Raw genomic sequence first — 18171 nt, 5'->3', positions numbered from 1 at the left:
CTCCCTGGGCTGCCATCCGGAACACGGACAAGGAAGGATTCATGAGGACTTTGACTCGCGGCCCCGTGGCCGCCGCTGTACTGGCCATCACGCTGGCCGGCTGCAGCTTCACGCCGAGCATCGTACAGCGGGCCATGGACGACGACCCGGACCAACTACTGGCGCAAGCCTCCCAGCAACAAGGCGCCGAAGCCGCGCAGACCCGGCTGAGGGCGGCCGACATCCTAGCACGCTCCGGACGCCGCCCCCAGGCACTGGAAGTCCTCAACAGCCTGGACGACAGCCAGCTCTCCGGCGACAGCCGGCGTCAGTGGGCACTGCTGCTGTCCGAGCTGGGCGACAGTGAGGGCGATCCCCAGGCGGTCGTCAGAGCCGCCAGCGTGCTCGACGAGATGCAGCTGCCCAACGACGAAGCCAATCTGCTGCGCCTGCGCCAGGGGCTGGCACTGGGCCAGCTGGGCGAACCACTCGAGTCGGCTCGCCTGCTGATGCAGGTGCAGAGCGCCACCGGCCGCGAGGACATCAACGACGCCATCTGGGACCAGTTGAGCGCACTCAACGGCCGCCAGCTCGAGGCACTTGAAGAGCCCGGCAATGCCATCGTCACCGGCTGGCTCGAACTGACCCGCCTGGTCAACCAGAGCGGCGGTGACATCCAGAGGCTATTCGCTCGTCTCGATGACTGGCGCGTGGCCAATCCGGACCACCCCGCCAACCGTCGCCTGCCTACCCAGATCACCCAGTTGCGTGAACTGCGTGGCAAGAGCGTGCAGAGCATCGCGGTGCTGCTGCCCGAGTCGGGCCCGCTTTCCGGCGTCGCCGACGCCATCGAAAAGGGAATTCGCAGCCACCAGGCCAATGTGGTCAACGGCGGCGGAAACGGGGCCCAGCTCAGCTTCTTCGACGCCTCCAACGGCAATCTCGATGAACTCTATCAGCAGGCCCAGAGCAGCGGCGCCCAGGTGGTCATCGGCCCGCTGGACAAGAGCGACGTGACCCGTCTCGAAAGCCGCGCCGAGGTGCCCCTGCCGACCCTGGCGCTGAACTACGGCCAGTCCGCCTCCAACCAGACCAAAAACCTCTACGAGTACGGCCTGTCGGCAGAAGACGAAGCCCGCCAGGCGGCCCGCCGCGGCTGGCAGGACGGCCACCGCAGCGCCTCCATGCTGGTACCCGACAACGACTGGGGTCAGCGGGTCGGCGAGGCCTTCTGGAACACCTGGAGCGAACTGGGCGGCGATATTGCCACGGCAGTGCGCTACAACCCCGGCGCCTCGGCCACCGACAGCACCCGCCGCGCCATCAGCAACCCGCGTCCGGACATGCTGTTCCTGCTGGCCCTGCCGGACTTCGCCCGCCAGGTGCCGCCGACACTGGAATACTATTCGGCCTCCAATCTGCCGGTGTACGCCACCTCACACCTCTACGAAGGCACCCCTCAGTCGCGCCTGGACCGCGACCTCGACGGCGTGCAGTTCCCCGATATTCCCTGGAACATTCCCGACGCCGCCGTGGGCGGTGCCGAGGCCCTGCCCTTCTACGACACCTATCAAGAGCTCAAGGCCGAGAACAAGCCAGCCATCTTCCGCCTGATGGCGATGGGCGTCGACGCCTACGAACTGGCACGCCGCATGCCGCAGATCCAGGCCCTGCCGGGTTCACGCATGCAGGGCGCTACCGGCACCCTGAGCGCCGCCGGCGATGGCCGCATCTACCGCGAACTGCCATGGGCGCAGTTCAGCAGCGGCGTGCCGGCACCCGTGTTCAGTGACGGCCTCGGTGATGCGGCGCCCTGACGCCATAGACGCCGTCGCCCGCGGCCAGGCCATCGAGCGTCACGCCGAGGCCTGGCTGTGCCAGCGTGGACTGATAGCGATCTCGCGCAACCAGCGTGCCAAGGGAGGCGAGATCGATCTGGTGATGCGCGACGGCGAGACCCTGGTGTTCGTCGAAGTGCGCCACCGCCGCAGCATCCGCCACGGCCATCCTGCAGAAACAATCACCATCACCAAACAACGCCGCCTGATCCAGGCGGCGCGTTTTTATCTCCACCGCAACGGGCTATCATGTCCTTGCCGCTTCGATGTCCTGGCCGTTACCGGCTCGTCACCGAGCCTCGACATCCAGTGGATCGCCGGTGCATTCGAAGCAAACTGACACAGCGGGCTCCCGGCGAGCCCCCATGGACCAGGAAGGCAGCATGGATTTCCAGAGCCGAATTCTCGGACAGTTCAACGACAGTATCGACACCAAGACCTACGCCAGCGAAGTGCTTCCACCGTTCATCGAGGTCGCGAGCCAGATGATGGTCCAGAGCCTGGTCACCGACGGCAAGATTCTCGCCTGTGGCAACGGCGGCAGCGCCGGCGACAGCCAGCACTTCTCCTCCGAACTGCTCAATCGCTTCGAGCGCGAGCGCCCCAGTCTGCCGGCCCTGGCCTTGACCACCGACACCTCGACGTTGACCTCCATCGCCAACGATTACAGCTACAACGAGGTGTTCTCCAAGCAGGTGCGCGCCCTGGGCCAGCCTGGCGACGTGCTGCTGGCGATTTCCACCAGCGGCAACTCGGCCAATGTCATCCAGGCCATCCAGGCCGCTCATGACCGTGACATGACGGTGGTGGCTCTGACTGGACGGGACGGCGGCAACATGGCCTCCCTGCTGGGACAGGACGATTGCGAGATCCGGGTGCCGGCCACCTCCACAGCCCGTATTCAGGAGGTTCACCTGCTGGTGATCCACTGCCTGTGTGACCTTATCGACGAACAACTCTTTGGTGCGAGTGAATAACATGACGCAACGCGATTCCCGTTCGACACGCCCCCTGATGACCGCCCTGCTGCTGTCCGCCCTGCTGGCCGGCTGCACCACCGTAACCTCGGTGACCAACCCCGGCACCATCGACGAGGATTACGGCGAGCGCACCCTGGGCGCGACCGTCGAGGACGAGAGCATCGAGACCAAGGCCGCCCACAACCTGGGACGCGTCGATGCACGCCTGAAGGACGCCAGGATCAACGTCGACAGCTACAACGGCGTGGTACTGCTGACCGGCCAGGTCCCCAGCGAAGAGCTCAAGCAGCGCGCCGAAGAGATCGTCAGCCAGGTGCGCAACGTTCGCCGGGTCCACAATGAACTCAGCGTGGCGGCCAACCTGCCCACCAGTCAGCGCCTCAACGACGCCTGGCTGGACACCAAGGCACGTACCGCCCTCGCCACCAGCGATCAGGTCGACTCCGGCCGCATCACCGTGGTCACCGAGAACGCTACCGTCTACCTGATGGGCCTGGTGACCCACGCCGAGGCCGACCGTGCGGTCAATGTGGTATCCAACGCCGGCGGCATGGAGCGTATCGTCAAGGTATTCGACTACATCGACTGATGGCGACAGGCGTGCCCTCGCAAGAAGGCACGCCCCTCAAGCGCAAAAGATGCACAAAAAAGCGGCGAGCCTGAGGGCTCGCCGCTTTTTATGAGATCACGCTTGTGAAGAGGTCCCGCTTGTGAAGAGGTCACGCTTTTCCAGCAGATCAAGCCGACGACAGCTCGCCGACGACCACCTTTAGAGCGCGATGCGCCCGATGGCCTTACTTGATCACCCTGAGTGACGGACGCCCCTTGCGAGGCGGCTTGGACCTCTCGACACCTTCATCCACGCCATCGCCGCCATCGGACTCACCGCCTGCATCCTCATCGGAAGCGGCAGGAGACTCCTCCTCTGACGAATCCTTGACGCTCTCCAGGGCCGGCGCATCGACGTCGTTGGCCTCTTCGACGGGAAGCTCAGGCTCGTGACCAAAGACCATGCCGACGCCGTTCTCGCGGGCGTACAGGGCAATCAGTGCAGGCAGCGGTACAAACAGCAACTCCGACTTGCCACTGAAGCGCGCCGAGAAACGAATCACGTCGTTGCCCATGTCCAGATCACGCACGGCGGTAGGGCCAAGGTTCAGCACGATCTGGCCGTTCTGCACGAACTGCCTGGGAACCTCGACGTTCTCGTACTCCGCATCGACGACGATATACGGCGTCAATTCATTATCCAGCAGCCACTCGTACAGCGCCCTGGCCAGGTAGGGACGGCTCGACTTCATGATATGGCCCTCTTGGTTGGCGAATGGGAACTCGGGCGACTCCGGTGGCGACCGGACACACACGGCTCAGGCATTCCGTTCAAGCAAAACATCAGGGACGAATTTCGCGCTCGGCCTCGGACAGCGCAGCACGGAAGCCATCACGGGCGAACACGCGCTCCATGTAGCCCATCAGCGGCCGTACCTGCTTCTCGGGCAGCTCGATATTGAGCGCAGGAAGACGCCACAGGATCGGCGCAAGGCAGCAGTCCACCAGGGTGAACTCCTCGCTCATGAAGAAGGGCATGTCCTCGAAGATCGGCGAGATACCGATCAGGCTTTCACGCAGCTCCTTGCGCGCCTTGTCGGCTTCCTTCTTGCTGCCGGACAGGATGCGATCGACCATCGGGCACCACTCGCGCTCGATACGATGCATCCACAGTCGGCTCTGGGCACGCGCGACAGGATAGACCGGCAGCAACGGCGGGTGCGGGAAACGCTCGTCCAGATACTCCATCATGACCTTGGACTCGTAGAGCACCAGGTCACGATCCAACAGCGTGGGGACGCTGTTGTAAGGGTTCAGGTCCGCCAACTCCTCGGGATGCTTGTCGTCGGTCACCTCGACAATATCCACGGCCACGCCCTTCTCAGCCAGCACGATCCGCACACGATGGCTGAAATGGTCCTCGCCACCGGAGTAGAAGATCATCGACGACCGCTTGGCCACTACACCCATGAAACAATCCTCGCATCAGTTCAAGCCGGGATGATAACACGACAACCCCCTTCTCGGGGGGGCATCAGGGGCACATCTTTGCTCCCGCAGCGGGTCCGCCCGGGCGCAACGATGATACCAGAAAAGGCAACGGGCGCGTGGTCATCGACCCCGCGCCCGCCATGGTGGACCAATCGGTCAGTGAATGTCTCGCCAGTACTCGCGCTTGAGGAAGTAGGCGATGATGCCAAACAGCAGGATGAAGATCAGCACCTTCGGTCCCAGCGCCTGGGCATGCAGCTTGGACGGCTCGCCCACGTAGGCCAGGAAGTTGGTCAGATCATACACCGCCTGCTCGAACTCCTTGGGCTCCATGCTGCCCGGCGACGTCACCTGCAGGGTCTCGCAGGACTGGTACTTGCCGGTCAGCGGATCGAGTTCGGCGTCACCGACCGCATGGTCGGAGGCTGCACAGACCTTCTCCTGCACCCCCTGCAGCGGCTCAAGCACGTTGGGCATGCCCACCGCCGGGAACACCACATTGTTGACCCCGGTGGCACGCTCGCTGTCACGATAGAAGCTCAGCAGATAGCTGTAGATCCAGTCGGTGCCGCGCAGTCTGGCCTCCAGGGTCAGATCCGGCGGCGCCTTGCCGAACCATACCTCGGCATCCTCGGCACTCATCGCCTTGTGCATCTGGTCGTTGTACCCCAGTTCCGGCGAGAAGATCAGATTGTCCTCGACCAGATCCTGGGGCATCCCCAGATCCTCGGCCGCGCGGGAGAAACGCTGGTACTCCAGGGAATGACAGCCCATGCAGTAGTTGACGTAGAGCTTCATCCCGTTCTGCAACGAGGCCTGATTCTCCAGATCCGGCGACATGCTGCGCAGGTGCACCCCCTCGCCGCCCGCGGCGAAGGAGCAAAGCGGGACCAGCGCGAAGAGCAGTGCGAACAGTTGCTTTTTCATTAGCCAGTCACCCTTTCAGGAACGGGTTTGGTCTTCTCCAGCCGCGTATAGATGGGCATCAACACGAAGAAGGCGAAGTAGATCACGGTGCAGATCTGGGCCAGCAGTGTCCTGGCGCCGGTCGGCGGCAGCACCCCGAGCACCCCAAGGATGACAAAGCTGATCGCGAACAGCACCAGCATCACCTTGGAGATCCAGCCCTTGTAGCGCATGGAGCGCACCGGAGAGCGGTCGAGCCAGGGCAGCACGAACAGCACCGCAATGGCTGCCCCCATGAAGATAACCCCGAGGAACTTGGCGTCCAGCCCAAACAGCGAGAAGGTGATGGCGCGCAGGATCGCGTAGAAGGGCGTGAAGTACCACACCGGGGCGATATGATCCGGCGTCTTCAGCGGGTTGGCCGGTTCGAAGTTGGGCTTCTCGAGGAAGTAGCCGCCGCCTTCCGGGAAGTAGAAGATCACCGCACAGAACACGAACAGGAACACCGCCACTCCGACGATATCCTTCACCGTGTAGTAGGGATGGAAGGGAATGCCGTCCAGCGGCTTGCCGGTCTCGTCCTTCTTGGCCTTGATATCGATGCCATCGGGATTGTTGGACCCCACCTCGTGCAAGGCAATGATGTGCAACACCACCAGCGCCAGGATCACGATAGGCAGCGCCACCACGTGCAGGGCAAAGAAGCGGTTCAGCGTGATCCCGGAGATCAGATAGTCACCGCGCACCCACTGGGCCAGGTCGGGACCGATACTCGGGATAGCGGAGAACAGCGAGATGATGACCTGGGCACCCCAGTAGGACATCTGTCCCCAGGGCAGCAGATAGCCCATGAAGGCTTCGGCCATCAGCGCCAGGTAGATCGCCATGCCGAAGATCCACACCAGCTCACGCGGCGCCTTGTAGGAGCCATAGAGCAGGCCGCGGAACATGTGCAGGTAGACCACCAGGAAGAACGCCGAGGCGCCGGTGGAGTGCATGTAGCGGATCAGCCAGCCGTACTCGACATCACGCATGATGTACTCGACGGAGGCGAAGGCACCCTCCGCGCTGGGGTTGAAGCTCATGGTCAGCCAGACACCGGTGAGGATCTGATTGACCAGCACCAGCAGCGCCAGGGAGCCGAAGAAGTACCAGAAGTTGAAGTTCTTGGGCGCGTAGTACTCGGACAGATGCTCCTGCCACATCTGGGTGGCGGGGAAGCGATCATCGACCCAGCGCATGAAACCGCGTTCGGCCTTGGCCTTGTTGGGATTCGCCATTATGCGCCCTCCCCGTCTTCGCCGACCACGATGACCGACTCGTTGACAAAGTAGTAGGGTGGAACTTCCAGGTTCACCGGAGCGGGCACATTGCGAAACACCCTGCCCGCCAGGTCGAAGCGCGAACCATGGCACGGGCAGAAGAAGCCACCGGGCCAGTCATCGACACCGACGCCTTCGGCGTTGGGCTCGGGCTTGAACAGCGGTGAACAGCCCAGATGCGTACAGATGCCGACCAGCACACCGATCTCGGGCCGAATGGAGCGCAGCGAACCGCCGGCATAGTCCGGCTGCATCGGCTTGGCGGAATCCGGGTCTGCCAGCACCTCGTCGGTCAACGCCTCGGTACGTTCGATCATCTCCGGCGTGCGATTGATGACCCATACAGGACGGCCCCGCCACTCGACGGTCATTCGCTGCCCGGGTTCGAGCTTCGAAATATCCGCCTGAACGGGCGCACCCGCCGCCCGAGCCCTGGCACTAGGCTGCCAGGAAGCCACAAAGGGTACCGCTACCCCGACGGCGCCGACTGCTCCAACTACGGAGGTCGCCCCTACGAGGAAACGGCGTCGCCCTTTGTTCACGCCGTTGTCTGCCATGATCTGGTTTCTCCCATCAGACTTTATCCGTTGTTGTTTTCACGGCCCCTTGAATGTCCGTGACCACGGATACAAGTGGATTGTATGTTAGGAAATCCCCCCCACCGGCACAAGAAGCCGGCTGACCCAGACCCCCTGCGCAAGCCCCAGACAATTGACGTGGAACAACTTTATACCACTGTGCCTGTTCGCCTTGAGGGACAGGGCGGCTCAAAAGGCATAGACGATGACAGATTAACGAGGGAAACAAGCGCCGCCAGGCGACCCGATGATCCCCACCACCAGAGCACTACAGCACACAATTTTTCGAACCCCGGACACGACAACGCCCGGGCCAATGGCCCGGGCGTTGTTGATCGGCAAGCGTGGGTGATTAACGCTTGGAGAACTGCGGGCGACGACGCGCCTTGCGCAGACCGACCTTCTTACGCTCGACTTCACGTGCGTCACGAGTGACGTAGCCGGCAGCACGCAGCGGCTGACGGAAGTCCTCGTTGTACTGCATCAGGGCACGGGTGATGCCGTGACGAATGGCGCCGGCCTGGGCGCTGCCGCCGCCACCCTTGACGGTGACATAGACGTCGAACTGGCCGAGGGTCTCGGTCAGTTCCAGCGGCTGGCGAACCACCATGCGGCCAGTCACGCGACCGAAGTATTCGTTCAGGTCACGGCTGTTGACGGTGATCTTGCCGGTGCCCGGCTTGAGGAAGACGCGCGCGGTTGAGGTCTTGCGGCGCCCGGTACCGTAATACTGCTGTGTCATGGCGAAGATCCCCTCAGATGTTCAGTTCTTGCGGCTGCTGGGCAGCGTGCGGATGTTCGGAACCGGCGTAGACCTTGAGCTTGGCGTGCATGGCACGGCCCAGCGGACCCTTCGGCAGCATGCCCTTGACGGCACCTTCGATGACACGCTCGGGAGCGTGGTCGATCAGCTGGCTGAAGGTCATGGAACGCAGGCCACCCGGGTAACCGGTGTGACGATGGTACATCTTGTCGCTGGCCTTGTTGCCGGTGACCTTAACCTTCTCGGCATTGATCACGACGATGTAGTCGCCGGTATCAACGTGAGGAGTGTATTCCGGCTTATGCTTGCCACGCAGGCGGCGAGCAATTTCGGTAGCCAGACGACCGAGCGTCTTGTCCGCGGCATCGACGACATACCAGTCGCGCTGGACGGACTGCGGCTTAGCACTGAACGTCTTCATGGATGAAATCACCAATTCGATGTGTTGGATCCCTTTCGTCGTGTTCTGGACACCCGACAGGTGTTCAGCGAGACCACGCCGCGAAGAGATCATCCCTATTTTTCTTGGTTGCGCGGCACCCGGAAATCCGGACGATGCCGCCACAACGGTCGAGCGAGCGCGCATTCTACATGAGCGAAAGCGTGCCGTCACCCCCTCGGACACACGCAATCACCGTCGGCTCAAGGCTTGTGGGGCAGCGCCAGGTACTCCCGGGACTGCATCTCCTGAAGCCTGGACAGAGTGCGCTCGAACTCGAACTCCAGCTTGCCACCCTCATAGAGCGCCTCTGCCGGCGCTTCGGCGGACATCAACAGCTTGACGCCACGGTCGTAGAACTCGTCGACCATGTTGATGAAGCGCCTGGCCTGATCGTCGGTGGCGGCGTCCATGCGCCGCACACAGGACACCAGGACCGTGTGGAACTCGCGAGCCAGCTCGATGTAGTCGTTCTGACTGCGCGGCCCGTCGCACAGCTCGAGAAAGTCGAACCAGACCACGTCCTCGTGCAGTCGACGCGCCTTGAGGATGCGATGGTTGATCTCCACCGGCACCTGCTCTTCCCCCGCCTGACCGGCGATCTCGCGAAAGCTGCGCTCGAGCTCCTGATCCGCCGCCTCGTCCAGCGGCGAATGGAAGATCTCGGCGCGCTCCAGCGCCCGCAGTCGATAGTCGACGCCGGAATCGACGTTGACCACCTCACAGTGGCGCTTGAGCAGATCGATGGCCGGCAGAAAGCGAGAGCGCTGCAGGCCATCCTTGTACAGATCGTCCGGCACGATGTTGGAGGTGGCGACCAGCACCACACCGCGCTCGAACAACGCCTCGAGCAGATTGGCCAGAATCATGGCATCGGTGATGTCCTTGACGAAGAATTCGTCAAAACAGATCACCCTCGCCTCCTCGGCAAACTTGCCGGCGATCAGCCGGAGCGGGTTCTTCTCGCCCTTGCAGTGATCCAGCTCGTTGTGGACACGCTGCATGAAGCGATGGAAATGGGTGCGCATCTTCTGGGGAAACGGCAGCGCTTCGTAGAAGGTGTCGACCAGGTAGGTCTTGCCACGACCGACGCCGCCCCAGAAATAGAGCCCGGAGATGGCTGGCAGCGCCGGCTCCTGCTCTTCCTCCTTGCGCCCGAACAGGCCCTTCACCTTCGACGCCCAGCCGTCGCGCGCCGCCGCCGGCGCCTTGGCCTTGGGCGCTGCCACCAGCTCGTCATACAGTCGCTGCAGATGCGCCACGGCATTGGCCTGGGCGGCATCCTCCGTGAAATCATCACGTTGGAGGTCGCGCCGGTAGCGTTCCAGCGGAGTTTCTGGCCGACCACTGCTCGACGGGGAAGAGCTCATGTAGCGTCCTGACTGTCAACAAGTTCGGAGCCGCATTATACGCAGACCACACAGGAATGGCAGGTCCCAGGCCGCGACCGGCAACAGCGCATCACGCCAGCACGACAAGGGAGGCCCCAGGCCATTGACCCTTTATGAGCCAACGCCTCTATAATGGGCCGTCGGCCAGGCCGGCGGCGGCCGCGGGTCGTCCGAAAGAGCTCAGGGAGAACTACGTGGAACCAAGCAACTTCAACATGATCCTGGCGGCGGCTTGCCTGGTGGCCGGAATTGGACTCGGCGCACTGGGCTACCACCTGCTCAACGGCGGCGCACGCAGTGCCCAAAGGCTGCGCCTCAAGCTGACCGAACGGGAACGCCAGCTGACCGAGTGGAAAGACGGTGTCGACGACCACCTGCAACAGATGGACGACCTGGCCCGGCAGGTCTGCGATGACGCCCTCACCCTGCAGCGCCAACTTCACGAGTCGGCGCGCCAGCTTGGCAGCAAGGCCATCGGCGGCGAGGTGACACCGCCCAGCGAACCCGGCGAGACCAGCGATGATATCGCCATTCCGCGGGACTACGCCGACGGCAACCGCGGCACCCTGTCAGAGGACTTCGGTCTGCGCCAGGCCAATGACGACCAGAACGCAGAACCGCGCCCGCCACGTTACTGACCACCCCGCCATGACAGAGCCCGCACACTGGTGCGGGCTCTGGCGTTGGCAGCGACACAAGCGGTCGATGGCGCTTGCTGCTCAGGCAGGGTTGTCGATGTCGACGAAGCGGTGCTCGACACCAAAGCGCTGCGCCAGCCATTCCCCCAACGCCTGGACGCCGTAGCGCTCGGTGGCGTGATGACCCGCTGCCAGATAGTGGATCCCCATCTCCCGCGCCAGGTGGGTTGTGCGCTCGGATATCTCGCCCGAAACGAACACCTCGGCACCGGCCTCGGCGGCCGGGATGATCATGTCCTGAGCGCCGCCGGTACACCAGGCGATTCGACTCACCGCGTCGGTACCAGGCGCCTCGATCACCAACGGCTCGCGTGCCAGCGACGCTCCTACCTGGGCAGCCAGCTCGGCAACGCCCATTGGCCTTTCCAGCCGACCGTGCCACAGAAGCCCTTCGCCCATGGGCGCGTCCAGCGTTCCCTCCACCGTCCACCCCAGGCGCTGCGCCAGGGTCGCATTGTTGCCAAGCTCGGGATGGGCGTCCAATGGCAGGTGGTAGGCCAGCAGGTTGATGTCGTTGGCCAGCAGAGTCGACAGCCGCCGGCGCTTCATGCCGGTAACCGCCACCGGCTCGTTCTTCCAGAAGTAGCCGTGGTGCACCAGCACCAGATCGGCCTGCCAGCGCACCGCCTCGTCAAGCAGCGCCTGACAGGCGGTGACGCCGGAGAGCACACGGGTGACCGTGCGTGCGCCCTCCACCTGCAGCCCGTTCTCGGTGTAGTCCTTGAAGCGCCGGGCCTCCAGCAGCTGCTCGCAGGCCGATACCAGTTCGTCGCGGTCTATCATGAGATCTCCTGAAATAGCTCCAAACAAGCATCAGGTTGGCGATGCTACAATGGCGCACATTGTACGCACCGCCCCGCCGGCCCGCGACCGCCTCACTGCCAAGCGCCAAGGATCATCGCCGCATGCGACGCACCCTCTCGACCTATATCTGGCCGGTCTTCATCGGCATTCTGCTCGCCATCGTGCTGATCAATGCCTTCCCCGAACGGCTCGGCAGACTACCGTCACCGAGCGGTGACAGCCTGACGGTAGTTCCCGCCACGCCACCAGCGACAACCACCGAGCAGCAGGCACCGCAACGTCCTGCCCCCGAGGTCAAGGAGGCTGCGCCGCTGGACCGCCGTGGCGGCCCCGTGAGCTACGCCGAGGCGGTGGAGAAGGCCGCGCCCGCGGTGGTCAACGTCTACTCCTCGCGGGTCGTGGAACGGGAAACCCACCCGCTGATGTCAGACCCCTTCTTCCGCCAGTTCTTCGGCAACAATGACGTGCCGTCGCGCCAACGCATGCTTTCGAGCCTTGGCTCCGGCGTCATCGTCAGCGAGGACGGCTACGTGCTGACCAACCACCACGTCATCAGCGGCGCCGACCAGGTCCAGGTGGCGCTGCGCGACGGCCGCGAGACCCTGGCCCGGGTCATCGGCACCGATCCCGAAAGCGACCTGGCGGTACTCAAGATCGATCTCGGCGACCTGCCGGTGATCGAGCTGACCGACTCGCGCAAGGTCGCGGTGGGCGACGTTTCGCTGGCCATCGGCAACCCCTTCGGGGTCGGCCAGACGGTGACCATGGGCATCATCAGCGCCACCGGTCGCAGCCATCTGGGACTCAACGCCTATGAGGACTTCATCCAGACCGATGCGGCGATCAACCCGGGCAACTCCGGCGGCGCCCTGATCAACCCCGACGGCGCCCTGGTCGGCATCAACACCGCCATCTTCTCCCGCTCGGGGGGCTCCCAGGGTATCGGTTTCGCGATCCCGGCCAACCTGGCCCGCAGCATCCTCGACGAGCTGGTCACCCACGGCCGGGTCATCCGCGGCTGGCTCGGCATCGAGGCCCAGGAGCTGAACCAGGAACTGGCCGCTTCCTTCGGCCTGCAGGCGCCAGCCGGGGTAATCATCGCCGGCGTGGTGTCCCAGGGACCGGCCGACCGGGCGGGACTGAAACCCGGAGACGTACTGCTGGAGGTCGACGGTCGCGCGGTGATCGATCCGCGTCGGACCATGAGCGACATCGCTGCGGTGGCTCCCGGCACCACCCTGACCGTCAGCGTCGCCCGCGACGGCAAGCCGATCGAGGTGGAACTGGAAGTCGGCGAGCGCCCCACGCCCCAATCCCAGTCGCAGCAGACCGGCAGCAGCCAGTCAGCCCCCTGAGACGCACCCCGAGGTGGGTAACGCAGAAGCAGTGTCCAAGCGTGCCCCACCGTCCAGACATGAAAAGGCCCGGAATTGCTCCGGGCCTTTTCATGTCTGGATGCCTGTCTGGGGCCGGGGGCGCTCGGTCACAACGACCACCGGCCCTGCGTCGCTTCAATCCTTGATGCGGTACTCCGCCGAACGCGCGTGGGCGGTCAGCGATTCACCACGAGCCAGCACCGAGGCGGTCTTGCCCAGGGTAGACGCCCCCTGTGGCGAGCAGTGAATGATCGAAGAGCGCTTCTGGAAGTCGTAGACGCCAAGCGGTGACGAGAAGCGCGCCGTACCCGAGGTCGGCAGCACGTGGTTGGGACCAGCGCAGTAGTCGCCCAGCGCCTCTGCGGTATGGCGTCCCATGAAGATGGCTCCGGCGTGGCGCACCTGCTCCGCCAGTCGCTCCGGGTGCTCCACCGACAACTCCAGATGCTCCGGCGCGATGCGATTGATCAACTCCAGCGCCTCGCCCTCGTCACGACAGGCGATCAGCGCACCGCGCGTACGCAGCGAGGCCCCGGCGATGGCTTCGCGCTCGAGCGTCGGCAGCAGCCGTTCCATGGACGCTTCCACCGCCGCCAGATGCTCCACGTCCCAGCTGACCAGGATCGCCTGGGCGTCTTCGTCGTGCTCTGCCTGGGAGAACAGGTCCATGGCCAGCCAGTCAGGATCAGTCTGGCCGTCGGACACCACCAGGATCTCGGAAGGCCCGGCGATCATGTCGATCCCCACCTGACCAAAGACCGCGCGCTTGGCGGTGGCCACATAGATGTTGCCCGGCCCGACGATCTTGTCGACCCTGGGCACGCTTTCGGTGCCATAGGCCAGCGCCGCCACGGCCTGGGCACCGCCCAGGGTAAACACCTTGTCCACCCCGGCTAGATGCGCCGCCGCCAGCACCAGATCGTTGACCACGCCGTCGGGCGTGGGCACCACCATGATGATCTCCCGCACTCCCGCCACGTGGGCCGGCACAGCGTTCATCAGCACCGATGAGGGATAGGCGGCCTTGCCGCCGGGCACGTAGATACCGGCGCGATCCAGCGGCGTGACCTTCTGCCCCAGCACGGTGCCGTCGTCTTCGGTGTACTGCCAGGAAGTGGGCTTCTGGCGTTCGTGGTAGACGCGGATACGCTCGGCGGCGGTGGCCAGCGCCTGACGCTGGTCGTCGGGCAGAGACGCGTAGGCGGCCTCGAGACGATCAGCCCCCAGGGTCAGATCCGCCATGCTCGAGGCCTCGAGGCGATCGAGGCGACAGGTCAGCGCCACCAGGGCGGCATCCCCCTCCCGACGCACCTGGCTGATGATCTCGGAGACCGCCTGCTGGACACCATGGTCCGACACGCCTTCCCACGCCAGCAGGTCGGTGAGACGGGACTCGAAATCCTCGTCTCGGGTCGAGAGTCGGGCCACCAGGGGCGTGTCTTGGCTCATGTCGGAAATCTCCGCTTCTGTCTTGGCCATACGTTGAGAACCCTCGGGTTCCGTTGGCTGGTGCGCTCAGCTTGCCGCCTGCCGCCGCGCCTCGACGGCGTCGCTCAAGCGGCGCAACAGCGGTTTGATCTGATCATGCTTGATGGTCATCGAGGCCTGATTGACCACCAACCGGGTGCTAATATGGGCCATCAGTTCCCGTGGCTCCATACCGTTGGCACGCAGCGTATTGCCGGTATCGACGATATCGACGATCTCGTCGGCCAGGTTCATCAGCGGCGCCAGCTCCATGGCACCGTACAGCTTGATGACCTCGGCCTGGATGCCCTGCTCGGCGTAATAGCGCCGCGCCACATTGACGAACTTGGTCGCCACCCGACGCCGGGCACGGGCGGGCTCGGCACCCTGAATACCAGCCGTCATCAGCTTGCAACGCGCGATATTGAGGTCCAGCGGCTCATACAGCCCCTCGGCACCGTGCTCCAGCAGCACATCCTTGCCGGCCACCCCCAGGTCCGCCGCCCCCAGCTGCACATAGGTCGGCACATCGGTGGCACGAATCACCACCAGCTTGACGTCTGGCAGATTGGTGTCGAACAACAGCTTGCGACTCTTGCCCAGGTCCTCGGCGGGCCGGATGCCGGCATCCGCCAGCAGTGGCAGCGTCTCGTCGAGAATGCGCCCCTTGGAGAGCGCCACTATCAATTGCTTGCTCATGGTCTCGCCCGGTTGTCGGGTTGGAAGTCAATGTGGCGTGTTTCCCCGCGCCGGCTCGGGCAGTCCGAGCCGGCTGGGCGAAGAAAGCTCAGCCCGGGACGCGCTTGATCCGAGCACCCAGCAGGTGGAGCTTTTCCTCGATGCATTCGTAGCCGCGATCGATGTGGTAGATACGATCGACCAGGGTCTCGCCCTTGGCCATCATCGCCGCGATCACCAGTGAGGCCGAAGCGCGCAGATCGGTGGCCATCACCGGTGCACCGGACAGATGCTCGACGCCTTCGATGACGGCAGTGTTGCCTTCCAGGGCGATGTTGGCGCCCATACGGTTCAACTCCTGCACGTGCATGAAACGATTCTCGAAGATCGTCTCGACCACTCGCGAGGAGCCCTCGGCCACCGCATTCATGGCCACGAACTGGGCCTGCATGTCGGTGGGAAAGGCCGGATACGGAGCGGTCCTGATATTGACCGCCTTGGGCCTGCGCCCTTCCATGTCCAGCTCGATCCAGTCCTCACCGGTGGTAATCCTGGCCCCCGCCTCCTCGAGCTTGGCCAGCACCGCCTCGAGAATGTCGGCACGGGTACGACGCACCCGAACGCGGCCACGGCTGAGCGCCGCTGCGACCAGGAAGGTGCCGGTCTCGATACGGTCCGGCATGACGTCGTGGCGAGCCCCGTGGAGCCGCTCCACCCCTTCGATGGTGATGGTGTCGGTACCGTGACCACGGATATCGGCACCCATCTTGATCAGGCACTCGGCCAGATCCACGATTTCGGGTTCCTTGGCGGCGTTCTCGAGCACCGTGGTGCCGTCGGCCAGGGTCGCGGCCATCAGCAGGTTCTCGGTACCGGTCACGGTCACGGTATCGAAGAAGATGGTCGCCCCCTTGAGGCGGCCCGGCGTGGTAGCACGGATGTAGCCACCCTCGACCCGGATATCGGCACCCATGGCCTCGAGGCCACGAATATGCAGGTCCACCGGACGCGAGCCGATGGCGCACCCGCCCGGCAGCGACACGTCGGCCTTGCCGAAGTGGGCGAGCAGCGGTCCCAGCACCAGGATCGAGGCGCGCATCTTCTTGACCAGCTCATAGGGCGCGTGGCAATCGCTGACCTGGGCTCCGTTGAGCTGAATGCACATCTTTTCGCCCATCACCGCCTGCACGCCCATGTGGCCGAGCAGTTCCAGGGTGGTGGTGATGTCCTGCAGATGGGGAAGATTGCCGATGGTGACCGGCTCTTCGGACAGCAGGGTGGCGCACAGGATGGGCAGCGCTGCATTCTTGGCGCCACTGGCCCAGACGTCGCCCTCGGCGGGTCCGTTGCCGGTAATGATCAATTTGTCCATGAAGGCGGTACCATCAGGCTCCGGTGTTTTCGGCGGCAGCCTGCCACTGTGCGGGGGTATAGGTCTTGATGCTGACCGCATGAAGGGCGCCGGAGGCGATTTCCTCGGACAGCGCACCATAGATGACCTGCTGACGCTTGACCGGTGACAGCTCGGCGAAGCGTTCGCCCACCGCAATCACCTGAAAGTTGCAGCCTTCACCCTGGATATGAAATTCACAGCCGTCGACACGGCTCTCGAGCAGCGCTTTGACGTCGCTGGGTTGCATGCACCTGCTCCTTGACCAGACCAATGACGGGAGACGCCCACGGCCTCGCCGTGACGTCCCGAAAAAACTCAAAGGGCATATGGTAAAGAAAAGCGGCGCGCTTGGCGATGACGCAGCGAGGTTTCCATCTATACGTCCGTCACAAAAAAGACACCCCCGGCCACCTTGCGGTGGTCGGGGGTGCCGGAAGGGCTAGCGGCGAGGGCGAGCAGCCCGGATCAAGGCGCTGGCTTCAGACGTCGAACCGGGCGCATCGCGGACACCAGCAGCCAGACAACCGCCGCTAGGCGGTAACGGTGCTGGAAGGCAACAGATCATCCAGACCGGCCAGCTCGGTCAACTGCCTGAGCTGCGCCGACAACTTGATGCTGTTGAGCGACAGCCCGATCCGGCGAATGGTACGCGCCCACTCGAGCATCATGGTCAGCGCCGCGCTGGAGACGTGCTCCACCTCGCTCAGGTCGAGGCACACCGAGGTGCCCGATGCTCGACTCTGGAGCCACTCACGACCTGCCTCGGCCATGTCCGCGGCCCCGTCGAAGTCGACCTTGCCACACACCCGGAGTGTACTTCCGTCCTCGAGCAGGCGGGCCGACGCCACTTCCATCAACACGCTCACGCACCGCGCTCCAGTTCGTCGACGCCGACATCCGGCGACCAGTTGTTGATCACGGCGTCGTAGTCACGATTGTGGTCACGCATGGCCTGATCGAACTGGTTGCGGAAGGTCAGACCGAGATTGATGCCATTGACGATGACATTGACCACCCGCCACTGGCCGTTGGACTTGCGCAGGGTGTAGTTGACCGGGTAGATGGTGCCGTCGGTGGCCACCACTTCCATCTCGACGCTGTCCTGATCGTCATAGCGTGAGGCGGACTGGTTATCGAGCACGCGAACTTCCTTGTACTCGAAGGTCACCAGGCCCTTGGCATAGGTGTCGAGCAGGGTCTGCTTGAACACCTCGACGAAGCGCGAACGCTGCTCCGGCGTGGCATTGTTGAAGTAGCGGCCCATCACACTGGCGCCGATGTAGCGAAAGTCGGCGACGCCACGCAGACTCTCGTCGACCATCTGCTTGAGCTCGTCGGGACGGTCCATGAAGTAGGCCTCTCGGCCGCCGATCATCCCCATCAGATCATTGACGCTGTCGCGAATCAGTTGCTCGGGGGATTGTTGGGCCATGGCCGGCAGACTGGCCAGCACCATCATCAGCGCCATCAACCAGCGGCGCAGGTGAACCATTGCGGGCAAAGAACGGGTCATGGGTTG

Annotated in this window: 21 protein-coding genes; 6 read left to right on the top strand and 15 right to left on the bottom strand. The window is 63.9% G+C overall.

The features are described from left to right. The first annotated feature begins 41 nt into the window (after window positions 1-41). The 4 genes from NFG58_RS07610 to NFG58_RS07595 are packed head-to-tail and all read left to right on the top strand — an operon-like array spanning window position 42 to window position 3386. On the top strand, window positions 42-1796 hold the full coding sequence (locus NFG58_RS07610; RefSeq protein ID WP_348827891.1) for a penicillin-binding protein activator: 1755 nt from the start codon (window positions 42-44) through the stop codon (window positions 1794-1796). Next, window positions 1783-2157, top strand: coding sequence for a YraN family protein (locus tag NFG58_RS07605; protein ID WP_108132657.1), 375 nt, complete (start codon window positions 1783-1785; stop codon window positions 2155-2157). Before NFG58_RS07610 ends, NFG58_RS07605 begins: the two co-directional genes overlap by 14 nt. A 43-nt stretch (window positions 2158-2200) precedes the next feature. Next, window positions 2201-2794, top strand: a complete 594-nt coding sequence (locus NFG58_RS07600) for a phosphoheptose isomerase (RefSeq protein WP_045993370.1) — start codon at window positions 2201-2203, stop codon at window positions 2792-2794. A gap of 1 nt (window position 2795) precedes the next feature. Continuing rightward, window positions 2796-3386, top strand: coding sequence for a BON domain-containing protein (locus NFG58_RS07595; RefSeq protein WP_108132656.1), 591 nt, complete (start codon window positions 2796-2798; stop codon window positions 3384-3386). 205 nt (window positions 3387-3591) lie between these two features. Here NFG58_RS07595 and NFG58_RS07590 read toward each other — a convergent pair whose 3' ends face one another. The 8 genes from NFG58_RS07590 to zapE form a co-directional block, all read right to left on the bottom strand. After that, the gene (locus NFG58_RS07590) at window positions 3592-4098 is read right to left on the bottom strand and encodes a ClpXP protease specificity-enhancing factor (protein ID WP_045993368.1); all 507 of its coding nucleotides are present in this window, start codon (window positions 4096-4098) and stop codon (window positions 3592-3594) included. A 91-nt stretch (window positions 4099-4189) separates the two neighbouring features. Further along, complete coding sequence (sspA, locus tag NFG58_RS07585; protein WP_045993367.1) at window positions 4190-4816, bottom strand: stringent starvation protein SspA; 627 nt, start codon at window positions 4814-4816, stop codon at window positions 4190-4192. A 177-nt stretch (window positions 4817-4993) separates the two neighbouring features. Beyond that, window positions 4994-5764, bottom strand: a complete 771-nt coding sequence (locus NFG58_RS07580; RefSeq protein ID WP_045993366.1) for a cytochrome c1 — start codon at window positions 5762-5764, stop codon at window positions 4994-4996. After that, window positions 5764-7023, bottom strand: coding sequence for a cytochrome bc complex cytochrome b subunit (locus NFG58_RS07575; protein ID WP_045993365.1), 1260 nt, complete (start codon window positions 7021-7023; stop codon window positions 5764-5766). Before NFG58_RS07575 ends, NFG58_RS07580 begins: the two co-directional genes overlap by 1 nt. Continuing rightward, window positions 7023-7622, bottom strand: a complete 600-nt coding sequence (gene petA, locus NFG58_RS07570; RefSeq protein WP_045993364.1) for a ubiquinol-cytochrome c reductase iron-sulfur subunit — start codon at window positions 7620-7622, stop codon at window positions 7023-7025. Before petA ends, NFG58_RS07575 begins: the two co-directional genes overlap by 1 nt. Window positions 7623-7995: 373 nt before the next feature. Then, window positions 7996-8385, bottom strand: a complete 390-nt coding sequence (gene rpsI / locus NFG58_RS07565) for a 30S ribosomal protein S9 (protein ID WP_045993363.1) — start codon at window positions 8383-8385, stop codon at window positions 7996-7998. 13 nt (window positions 8386-8398) lie between these two features. Further along, entirely contained in the window at window positions 8399-8827 is a 429-nt protein-coding gene (rplM, locus tag NFG58_RS07560) for a 50S ribosomal protein L13 (protein ID WP_045993422.1), read from the bottom strand. A gap of 221 nt (window positions 8828-9048) precedes the next feature. Continuing rightward, entirely contained in the window at window positions 9049-10215 is a 1167-nt protein-coding gene (gene zapE / locus NFG58_RS07555; RefSeq protein ID WP_045993362.1) for a cell division protein ZapE, read from the bottom strand. A 215-nt stretch (window positions 10216-10430) separates the two neighbouring features. On the opposite strand from zapE, the gene NFG58_RS07550 reads away from it, so the two are divergent. Next, window positions 10431-10874, top strand: coding sequence for a DUF1043 family protein (locus NFG58_RS07550; RefSeq protein ID WP_052704392.1), 444 nt, complete (start codon window positions 10431-10433; stop codon window positions 10872-10874). Window positions 10875-10955: 81 nt separating this feature from the next. Here NFG58_RS07550 and NFG58_RS07545 read toward each other — a convergent pair whose 3' ends face one another. Further along, entirely contained in the window at window positions 10956-11717 is a 762-nt protein-coding gene (locus NFG58_RS07545) for a Nif3-like dinuclear metal center hexameric protein (RefSeq protein ID WP_045993361.1), read from the bottom strand. A 122-nt stretch (window positions 11718-11839) separates the two neighbouring features. Between NFG58_RS07545 and NFG58_RS07540 the strand changes: the two genes are divergently transcribed. Next, the gene (locus NFG58_RS07540; RefSeq protein ID WP_348827890.1) at window positions 11840-13093 is read left to right on the top strand and encodes a Do family serine endopeptidase; all 1254 of its coding nucleotides are present in this window, start codon (window positions 11840-11842) and stop codon (window positions 13091-13093) included. A 156-nt stretch (window positions 13094-13249) separates the two neighbouring features. Here the strand turns inward: NFG58_RS07540 and hisD are convergent, their stop codons facing one another. The 6 genes from hisD to NFG58_RS07510 all read right to left on the bottom strand — a co-directional run bounded on the left by hisD (window position 13250) and on the right by NFG58_RS07510 (window position 18165). Next, on the bottom strand, window positions 13250-14563 hold the full coding sequence (hisD, locus tag NFG58_RS07535; protein WP_108447962.1) for a histidinol dehydrogenase: 1314 nt from the start codon (window positions 14561-14563) through the stop codon (window positions 13250-13252). A gap of 66 nt (window positions 14564-14629) precedes the next feature. Further along, window positions 14630-15280 (bottom strand): ATP phosphoribosyltransferase, encoded by a 651-nt coding sequence (gene hisG, locus NFG58_RS07530; protein ID WP_045993265.1) that lies wholly within the window; start codon window positions 15278-15280, stop codon window positions 14630-14632. Between the two features lie 88 nt (window positions 15281-15368). Continuing rightward, window positions 15369-16631, bottom strand: a complete 1263-nt coding sequence (gene murA, locus NFG58_RS07525; protein ID WP_108132653.1) for a UDP-N-acetylglucosamine 1-carboxyvinyltransferase — start codon at window positions 16629-16631, stop codon at window positions 15369-15371. A gap of 13 nt (window positions 16632-16644) precedes the next feature. After that, window positions 16645-16899, bottom strand: coding sequence for a BolA family protein (locus NFG58_RS07520; protein WP_045993263.1), 255 nt, complete (start codon window positions 16897-16899; stop codon window positions 16645-16647). A gap of 283 nt (window positions 16900-17182) precedes the next feature. Continuing rightward, a complete protein-coding gene (locus tag NFG58_RS07515; protein ID WP_045993262.1) occupies window positions 17183-17518 on the bottom strand; it encodes an STAS domain-containing protein in 336 nt (111 codons plus the stop codon). Beyond that, window positions 17515-18165 carry an ABC transporter substrate-binding protein gene (locus NFG58_RS07510; protein ID WP_045993261.1) on the bottom strand — a complete coding sequence of 217 codons (651 nt, stop codon included), beginning with the start codon at window positions 18163-18165 and terminating at the stop codon, window positions 17515-17517. The genes NFG58_RS07515 and NFG58_RS07510 overlap by 4 nt, the downstream gene beginning before the upstream one ends. Between the last annotated feature and the right edge of the window lie 6 nt (window positions 18166-18171).

Origin of the sequence: Halomonas sp. RT37 (assembly GCF_040070525.1) — a bacterium.
Classification (GTDB): Bacteria; Pseudomonadota; Gammaproteobacteria; order Pseudomonadales; family Halomonadaceae; genus Halomonas; species Halomonas litopenaei.
This window is presented reverse-complemented; position numbering and strand designations above follow the sequence as displayed.

Excerpts from the sequence above, each read along its gene's own strand:
- hisG (WP_045993265.1), bottom strand. The coding sequence starts at position 15,280 with ATGAGCAAGCAATTGATAGTGGCGCTCTCCAAGGGGCGCATTCTCGAC.
- NFG58_RS07540 (WP_348827890.1), top strand. The coding sequence starts at position 11,840 with ATGCGACGCACCCTCTCGACCTATATCTGGCCGGTCTTCATCGGCATT.
- NFG58_RS07600 (WP_045993370.1), top strand. The coding sequence starts at position 2,201 with ATGGATTTCCAGAGCCGAATTCTCGGACAGTTCAACGACAGTATCGAC.
- NFG58_RS07610 (WP_348827891.1), top strand. The coding sequence starts at position 42 with ATGAGGACTTTGACTCGCGGCCCCGTGGCCGCCGCTGTACTGGCCATC.
- rplM (WP_045993422.1), bottom strand. The coding sequence starts at position 8,827 with ATGAAGACGTTCAGTGCTAAGCCGCAGTCCGTCCAGCGCGACTGGTAT.
- NFG58_RS07595 (WP_108132656.1), top strand. The coding sequence starts at position 2,796 with ATGACGCAACGCGATTCCCGTTCGACACGCCCCCTGATGACCGCCCTG.
- murA (WP_108132653.1), bottom strand. The coding sequence starts at position 16,631 with ATGGACAAATTGATCATTACCGGCAACGGACCCGCCGAGGGCGACGTC.
- sspA (WP_045993367.1), bottom strand. The coding sequence starts at position 4,816 with ATGGGTGTAGTGGCCAAGCGGTCGTCGATGATCTTCTACTCCGGTGGC.
- NFG58_RS07575 (WP_045993365.1), bottom strand. The coding sequence starts at position 7,023 with ATGGCGAATCCCAACAAGGCCAAGGCCGAACGCGGTTTCATGCGCTGG.
- NFG58_RS07545 (WP_045993361.1), bottom strand. The coding sequence starts at position 11,717 with ATGATAGACCGCGACGAACTGGTATCGGCCTGCGAGCAGCTGCTGGAG.
- zapE (WP_045993362.1), bottom strand. The coding sequence starts at position 10,215 with ATGAGCTCTTCCCCGTCGAGCAGTGGTCGGCCAGAAACTCCGCTGGAA.
- hisD (WP_108447962.1), bottom strand. The coding sequence starts at position 14,563 with ATGAGCCAAGACACGCCCCTGGTGGCCCGACTCTCGACCCGAGACGAG.
- NFG58_RS07510 (WP_045993261.1), bottom strand. The coding sequence starts at position 18,165 with ATGACCCGTTCTTTGCCCGCAATGGTTCACCTGCGCCGCTGGTTGATG.
- NFG58_RS07590 (WP_045993368.1), bottom strand. The coding sequence starts at position 4,098 with ATGAAGTCGAGCCGTCCCTACCTGGCCAGGGCGCTGTACGAGTGGCTG.
- petA (WP_045993364.1), bottom strand. The coding sequence starts at position 7,622 with ATGGCAGACAACGGCGTGAACAAAGGGCGACGCCGTTTCCTCGTAGGG.
- NFG58_RS07580 (WP_045993366.1), bottom strand. The coding sequence starts at position 5,764 with ATGAAAAAGCAACTGTTCGCACTGCTCTTCGCGCTGGTCCCGCTTTGC.
- NFG58_RS07520 (WP_045993263.1), bottom strand. The coding sequence starts at position 16,899 with ATGCAACCCAGCGACGTCAAAGCGCTGCTCGAGAGCCGTGTCGACGGC.
- NFG58_RS07605 (WP_108132657.1), top strand. The coding sequence starts at position 1,783 with ATGCGGCGCCCTGACGCCATAGACGCCGTCGCCCGCGGCCAGGCCATC.
- rpsI (WP_045993363.1), bottom strand. The coding sequence starts at position 8,385 with ATGACACAGCAGTATTACGGTACCGGGCGCCGCAAGACCTCAACCGCG.